At 57.5% G+C, this 6,793-nt stretch carries 6 protein-coding genes; 2 read left to right on the plus strand and 4 right to left on the minus strand.

The window, feature by feature from the left end:
• Positions 1 to 165 precede the first annotated feature (165 nt).
• Complete coding sequence (locus M9Q49_RS26210) at positions 166 to 846, minus strand: hypothetical protein (protein WP_254512252.1); 681 nt, start codon at positions 844 to 846, stop codon at positions 166 to 168.
• A 48-nt stretch (positions 847 to 894) separates the two neighbouring features.
• Positions 895 to 1,413, minus strand: coding sequence for an MGMT family protein (locus tag M9Q49_RS26215; RefSeq protein WP_254512253.1), 519 nt, complete (start codon positions 1,411 to 1,413; stop codon positions 895 to 897).
• A gap of 117 nt (positions 1,414 to 1,530) precedes the next feature.
• On the opposite strand from M9Q49_RS26215, the gene M9Q49_RS26220 reads away from it, so the two are divergent.
• Positions 1,531 to 2,592, plus strand: a complete 1,062-nt coding sequence (locus M9Q49_RS26220) for a ThiF family adenylyltransferase (protein ID WP_254512254.1) — start codon at positions 1,531 to 1,533, stop codon at positions 2,590 to 2,592.
• A gap of 59 nt (positions 2,593 to 2,651) precedes the next feature.
• Here M9Q49_RS26220 and M9Q49_RS26225 read toward each other — a convergent pair whose 3' ends face one another.
• The gene (locus M9Q49_RS26225) at positions 2,652 to 4,325 is read right to left on the minus strand and encodes a TolC family protein (protein ID WP_254512255.1); all 1,674 of its coding nucleotides are present in this window, start codon (positions 4,323 to 4,325) and stop codon (positions 2,652 to 2,654) included.
• 457 nt (positions 4,326 to 4,782) lie between these two features.
• Positions 4,783 to 5,361: a thioredoxin family protein gene (locus tag M9Q49_RS26230; protein ID WP_254512256.1), complete on the minus strand. Its 579-nt coding sequence runs from the start codon at positions 5,359 to 5,361 to the stop codon at positions 4,783 to 4,785.
• 353 nt (positions 5,362 to 5,714) lie between these two features.
• Between M9Q49_RS26230 and M9Q49_RS26235 the strand changes: the two genes are divergently transcribed.
• The gene (locus M9Q49_RS26235; protein ID WP_254512257.1) at positions 5,715 to 6,764 is read left to right on the plus strand and encodes an esterase/lipase family protein; all 1,050 of its coding nucleotides are present in this window, start codon (positions 5,715 to 5,717) and stop codon (positions 6,762 to 6,764) included.
• Positions 6,765 to 6,793 lie beyond the last annotated feature (29 nt).

The following is a 6,793-nucleotide window of genomic DNA, read 5'->3' on the forward strand; positions in this document are numbered from 1 at the left end:
GAGGAATGAGCTCCAAGAAATTCCGGTGTTGGGCGCGTGGACGTCTGAAGCGTCACACAACCGCACGCTCATCTCGCCGAACTTGCTGGAATATCGCTAGCGCTTATTCCAGCGGTTCTCGGCTTGTGACCGCCACCACCGAACATGGAATATTCGGCGACAATATTAGCCTTGTTCGGCGCGTTGTAGTCGCAGTGCATGCTTGGCGGTGAAGGCCATCTTGTCGTGCTTTTTCAGAAACGCGCGCAGCTCGGCAACCTTGGCAGTGATGTGAATCGACTCGCGGCGTTTCACGGCGTTGGGGTCTTCGCTGGGCGCGACGGTCTTCACCGAGCCGTTGAGTTCGCCCTTCTGAATGGCAGCGATGATGAAATCGCGATCGAGCATGTAGACGAGCACACGATTCTCGTTGGCAAACTCATAACGCAGAATCGCGTACTCCGGCGCTGCCTCAGGAGCGGCCATGTTCATGCTCACGAACTGCCGCTCACCGATGCGAGTTACAAAGAACGGCTGACGCTTGGTTTCGATCACGCCAATGTCGCTTACTTGATAAGTCACGAGCTCGTGCGTCTTTTCTTGATCGGCGACTTTGCCCAAGATGAACCTCCCTGGTCCAAGTCGATCGGGCTCTGGCTCCTTCTTCTCGCCCTCTTCCTTCGCGGGCTCTTCGGCTGGCTTTTCATCGTTGTACACATCCCACTGGCCATACAGTCGCTCGTCGAGAACCGAATCGGTGGCATCCGACAGCGGATGCTTCGAAATCGGCACTGCATCGCAACCAGTGAGGGCGAAGATGCCGAAGAGAGCGAGAGCCAAAAGTAGACGGCTGAGCGCGAGTGACATGAGAAGCTCCTGAGCGTGAAGAGGTACGCTTGAGATGTTGCGAGCCGGCTATTTATTCCCTGCATTGTCCGTCGAATTCTTCGGCTGCACCAGCTTGTCGGCGAAATCGGCGACGAACGTTCGCTTCCCTTTGGTCACGATGGTGTGCCCTTCGGCTTCCAGCAGCTTTTGCTGAGCAGCGATGCCGCCCGGATATTTGGGATTGAGTTCGCCGCCGGCTTTGAGCGTTCGCCACCAGGGAGTGATTCTCTTTCTGCCGGCGACTCTTTGCTCCTCGGCTGCGTGCGCGGCGATCCAGGCAAAGATGCCGCAGGTAATCGAACAGCCGGTCTCCGTCGCGTGCTGGGCGGCGACGCCCCGCCGGAGTTCGGTAGTCGTGACGAGCTTTCCCTTCGTGACTTGTTTCATCAGGGCATCGATGTCGCGAGGCCGCGGCACGACCATCGTCGCGCCGCCCCAGCGCGCTCGTTCGCCCGGTTTCACATCGATCAACTTCGGCAGGCCTTTTTCGTGCGCGAGTTTCTCAGCCCAGGTTTTGCGTTGCGAGGTTTTTGAAGACGTGGGCATGATAGATTGAATTCCTAAGCAATGTTCGAAGTCACAATTCCTGGCTGACGCCGCGGGTTGTGACGGGCGATGCTGCGCAATATACCCACCACGTAATGCTGGTCGCTAACGAAAACAATGACTGAACCGGCCGCCGATACCGAAGACACTGCCGCCGATCTCGCCCGCTATGCGCGACAATGGCGGTTTGCGCCGCTGGGCAAAGAGGGACAGCGGAAGCTGCTCACATCGCGCGTGCTGATTGTTGGCTGCGGCGCGCTGGGCAGCGTGCAGGCGAATACACTCGCGCGCGCGGGAGTGGGACATTTACGGATTGTCGATCGGGATTTTCTTGAGCTGAACAATCTGCAGCGGCAGGTGCTGTACGACGAAGACGATGTGGCAGCCGGTTTGCCGAAGGCGATTGCGGCTCGCAATCGATTAGTGCGAATCAATTCGCAAATCGAAATCGAAGCCCATGTCGCTGATCTCGATCACACGAATATCGAACGGCTGCTTGACGGCGTCGATCTGTTGCTCGATGGCACCGACAATTTTGAAACGCGGTATCTGCTGAACGACGCCGCGGTGAAATTTAAGTTGCCGTGGATTTATGGCGGCTGTCTCGGTGCGGAAGGGCAAACGCTGACGATCATTCCGGGAACAACTCCATGCTTGCGTTGTCTCATGCCCGATACGCCGCCGCCGGGAAGTTCACCGACGTGCGATACGGCTGGCATTTTGTCGCCGATCATCAACATCATCGCCTCGTGGCAATGCTGCGAAGCCCTGAAAATTCTCAGCGGTCATCCGGAAGCGATCAGCCGAACTTGGACCATTTTTGACCTGTGGGATGCGACCATTCGGCAGATCAAAATGGGAAACGTCGCCAGCGACAAGTGCCCCACATGCAGCGGCCAAGAGTTTCCCTGGCTCAGCGGCGAGCGCGGCAGCCATACTGCGGTTCTCTGCGGTCGCAACTCGGTGCAGCTAAGCTTTGCCGATCGGCAGAGTATTTCGCTGGAGCAGATGGAAGAGAAGCTTCGGCCGCTGGGGAGCGTCACTCGCAATCGCTACTTGGTGCGAGTGACGATCGACAAATTTCAGATCACCATCTTTCCCGACGGCCGCGCTGTGATCAGCGGCACGGAAGATATCGCCGAAGCGAAGTCGCTGTATGCGAGGTACGTCGGAGCGTAAGTCCACCACCCTCCCCACTCGCGGCCGCTATCGGCCGCGAGCATGCACAATCATTCCCCTTACTTCACCGCTGGCGTTGGCATCGGTGTCGGTGCGGCAGCCGGAGCAGGTGCGTTAGCAGCCTGGCCAGGTGGCGGGAGAAGTTCCTTCTCGCCATCCGGATCGCTGGGGAACATCAGGTCTTGGGGCATGATCACCTCATACGATTCGACCTGCACCGGGCTGCAGAAGAGTTGCGGGAACTCTTCACCGTTGTTCGACAGCAGGAAGCCACCACCGAGTGCCTGATAGGCTCGGACGATGCCCGACAGCTGTTGCTGTTTGGTTTCGAGCATTTGCGTACGAGCTTCGAGCAAGTCACGGGTGGCGAGCAACACGTCGACGTATTCGACGCGAGCAAACGCTTCGGCCAGCGGAGCACGGAACAAGCTGCGGGCGACATCGACCGACTGTTCGAGGGCTACCACTTGCTGTTGTTGAACCGCAACGCTGCGGCGATAGTTTTCAACCTTCGCTACGTTGTTGGTAACTTCGGTGAACGCATTGAGCACGGTCTGCTGGTAAGCGTAGATCGCCTGCAACTGCTTGGCGTTCGCAGTCATGTATTGAGCGCGGACAGCTGACTTGTTGACCACAGGTGCCGACAAGTTGCCAATCGCCTGGCCAATCAACGCATCGGGCGTGAACAAGTAGCGCGGGTTGAACGACTCAAAGCCGACGTTGGCGGTGATATCGAGCTTCGGGAAGAAGTTGGCCCGAGCGACTCGAATATCAAGACCCGACGCGATCACCTCACGTTCGGCGGCTTGAATGTCTCGGCGATTCAGCAGCAGCTGAGCGGGGAAGCCGACCTGGATCTGACGCGAGTCGAGCTTGATGACATCCCAGTTGGCACGTTCGACAGGCTGCGGAAAGCGACCGACGCGGTAATTGATCTGATTCGAGATCTCGATGATTCGCTGCTGCACGATCAAGCGTTGGCTTTGGTTCTTGCGAACTTCGGCGAGGAACCGTTGAACACCCAGCTTCGTACCGCGGGCTGCCTTCAGCTGGGCATCGGCCACGTCCAAGCTTTGCTCTTGAATCTGGATCGTCTGATCCAAGTACAGCAAACGCTTATCGAGGGCGGCCAACTCGTAATAGTTCTCAGCCGTTTCGGCGACGAGTTGGGTGATCAAGTAGTTCCGGCGTTGGATCGCTTCATAGTACCGCTGCAGGGCAGCATTGCGCATGTTGCGATACTGACGCCAAATATCGACGTGCCAGAACAAGTCGGCCGAGAGGCGCGAATAGCCCAGCGGATCCGAAAAGTTGCCGCCGTTCGGCGTTAAGAGCTGACTTTCGGCTGCACCCAGTGGCATCCACTTGCTCGTTCGATCCATGCCGCCGTAGGCATTCAGATCGATGAACGGCAGGTAAGCCCAGCGAGCCTGATAGAGCTCGTTGCTGGCGATGAAGATTTCCTGATTCCGAATCTGCAGTTCTTGATTCGAGGCCAGGCCATTCGTCAGCAGCTGAGCCAGCACCGGGTCGTCAAAGAACTCATAGATGCCGATCTGGCCCGAGTTCTCTTCCGTCACCACTCCGTTGTACGTGTCCGGCAGCGGCGCCATTTCTTTGGCCCCGTACAGGCCAGGAATGCGGCAGCCAGGCAGCGTGAAGGCGAGGATACCAACGAGGATCGTGGCGAACGCAGGCCGTTTGAAATATGACAGCCAGAGTTGTATGGGCATACAGGTTTTGTGGAACATTGCGCGCCCCGGGGGTCAGCCGGCATCATTGCCGTGGTGGGAACAGGTGGGATTCGTCGCAGGCGGGAACCGGCTGTCCGACCCGGCGGGGAGCGCGGGCGGAAATTGTTTCGCAGCGTCACGAACGAGGTCGCGGCGCGGCCACAATTAACCGGCTTACTAAGTATCGGCAGAGAATTGGTCAAAGGACACAGAATCGCTAAGTTGGTAATCTTGGCGATTTCCGGCACTATGGGGAACTTCCTTACAACGCGGTAACCTTCGTTGCTAGGAATAACCGCTGTCATTGCAACAATGAGCTAGCGGTGAGTAGTGCTGAGTTTTGAGTTCTGAGGCAGGATGATGGTGGTTGACGAAAAAAGGCCGGCGTTCTTGCGAACGCCGGCCCTTTGTTTTTCAAGCAATTGATGCAGCAGCTGCGTAAGCGCAGTAACCGCTCTTACTTCTTGTTTTGAATACCGCAGCCGAAGGCCTTGGTAGTAGCAGTTTCGACGGTCTTGCCAGCGAGAACGGCGTCGACAGCGTCGGCGACGTAGTGCTTGGTGGCGTCCTTGGCGACTGGCTTGTCGTCGAACGCGCCGACGTATTGGATGGTCCGCGTGCCGTCGAGCACATAGATGTGCGGCGTGACCTTCGCGCCGTATTCGGTGGCGGTCTTGCCGCTTTCATCGAACACATAGGGGAAGTTGAAACCCTTGTCTTCGGCGCGGGTCTTCATCGCGGCCAGGTCTTCAGTCTTGGTGTTGCAGTTGATGGCAACAAAGGCGACGCCCTTTTCCTTGTACTTCTTGGTGAATTCGACGAAGCGATCTTCGTAGGCCACCGAGACCGGGCAGATGTTACAGGTGAAGCAAACGACAACGGCCTTGGCATCCTTCACGTCGGACAAGGACAGTTCCTTGCCATCGACGCCCTTCAGACCTTTGAACTCAGGGGCTTTTTCGCCGGGTTCGGCGGCGAACAGCGGAGCGGCGACAGCGAGCGCAACAACGGCGAGCAACGAGAACAAACGCTTCATGGACAGACTCCTGAACGAAAACAATCGGCAGCCGAGCACAATGCCCACCGCCGCAAGTAAGCAGAACGTCAGTAAGGTGAGGATGGCCGAAGCAGCGAGTTCATTCGCGTGCAACAGCAACAGTGGCTGGCGGGTCTGCGATCCTTCGACGGCCCGAGAAAGAAAGCCAATTGGCCGCATTGTAGGAGGCAAGAAGGCAAAGTCAATCAGCAAGCGTTGATGCGGGAAAACAATTCTGACAAGCGTCAGAATGATGCTAGCAACGCATCCGCCACGGAATCATCTGGTCGGCGGGGGCTCATCGCTTAATAATAGGGTGCGCAAGTGGAATACCTGCGATTGCGAGGATGGCAATGCGATTTTCTGATTCCGTGTTAATTCGACAGGTTCTATGGGGACTGCTGGTGATCAGTGGTTCGCTGACCTGTGGTTCGCCTGTGCAGGGTCAAGAGAAACCGCCGGCGCCGACGTTCACTATCCCTTCATTTACACCGCCGAATATTCCCTCGGTCACACTCGGGGGCGAACAGTTCTGGAGCGATGAACTGGTCCGCAATGGCTGGAGGTTGCAGCTGAACGTGATGAGCGGGCATCATCGGTTGCTCGACAACAAGGATGTTCGCCGCGCGTGGGGCACGCATGATCAGTGCCACGAAAAGTTCGCCGAGATCGCGCGGGCCGAGGCCTGGCCGCCGGTGAAGAAGAAAGTGGTGATCACACTGCACGGTTTGATCCGCAGTCGCGAAGCCATGGAAGGGATCGGCGCGTTCTTGCAGAAGGAAGGAGACTATGAGTGGGTCAACGTGGGCTATGCGAGCACGCGGCGAACCATCGATCAGCATGCGGAGTCGCTGGCCAAGATCATTGCGGGTTTGGAAGGGGCCGAAGAGATCAACTTCGTTTGTCATAGCTTGGGAAACATCATTGTTCGTCGCTATCTAGGTGAAGCCTCGGCCACGGAGCCGAAGTGGAAACCCGATGCGCGAATCAAGCGGTTTGTGATGCTCGGTCCGCCAAACAACGGCGCCGAGTTGGCGAAGCGATTCATCGGCAACAAAGTAGTCGCCATGGTGATCGGTCCCAGCGGCAAGCAACTCAGCAAAGATTGGGAAACTGTTTCGACCAAACTAGCCGTGCCGAAGTGCGACTTCGGCATTATCGCCGGCGGCAACGGGAGCGATGGCGGTTTGAATCCGCTGATCGCAGGCGATGACGACTGGGTGGTCTCGGTCGCCGAAACGCGTTTGCCGGGAGCTTGTGATTTTCGGTGCGTCAACTTGTTGCACGGACAGTTGATGAATGATCCACAAGTGCGGAGCTATGTGCTGGAGTTTCTGCGGACCGGTTGTTTTGAATCGGCTGACCGCCGACAGCCAATTACTGCCCCGGCCGTCCCCCGGTAGCTGCCAGACGCGACAAATTGTCGCAGCTG

It is taken from the genome of Anatilimnocola floriformis (genome assembly GCF_024256385.1).
Lineage (GTDB): Bacteria > Planctomycetota > Planctomycetia > Pirellulales > Pirellulaceae > Anatilimnocola > Anatilimnocola floriformis.

What these genes read in the sequence shown, in the direction of transcription:
- M9Q49_RS26210 (WP_254512252.1), bottom strand. Translation starts at nt 846, where the DNA reads ATGTCACTCGCGCTCAGCCGTCTACTTTTGGCTCTCGCTCTCTTCGGC.
- M9Q49_RS26235 (WP_254512257.1), top strand. Translation starts at nt 5,715, where the DNA reads ATGCGATTTTCTGATTCCGTGTTAATTCGACAGGTTCTATGGGGACTG.
- M9Q49_RS26225 (WP_254512255.1), bottom strand. Translation starts at nt 4,325, where the DNA reads ATGCCCATACAACTCTGGCTGTCATATTTCAAACGGCCTGCGTTCGCC.
- M9Q49_RS26215 (WP_254512253.1), bottom strand. Translation starts at nt 1,413, where the DNA reads ATGCCCACGTCTTCAAAAACCTCGCAACGCAAAACCTGGGCTGAGAAA.
- M9Q49_RS26230 (WP_254512256.1), bottom strand. Translation starts at nt 5,361, where the DNA reads ATGAAGCGTTTGTTCTCGTTGCTCGCCGTTGTTGCGCTCGCTGTCGCC.
- M9Q49_RS26220 (WP_254512254.1), top strand. Translation starts at nt 1,531, where the DNA reads ATGACTGAACCGGCCGCCGATACCGAAGACACTGCCGCCGATCTCGCC.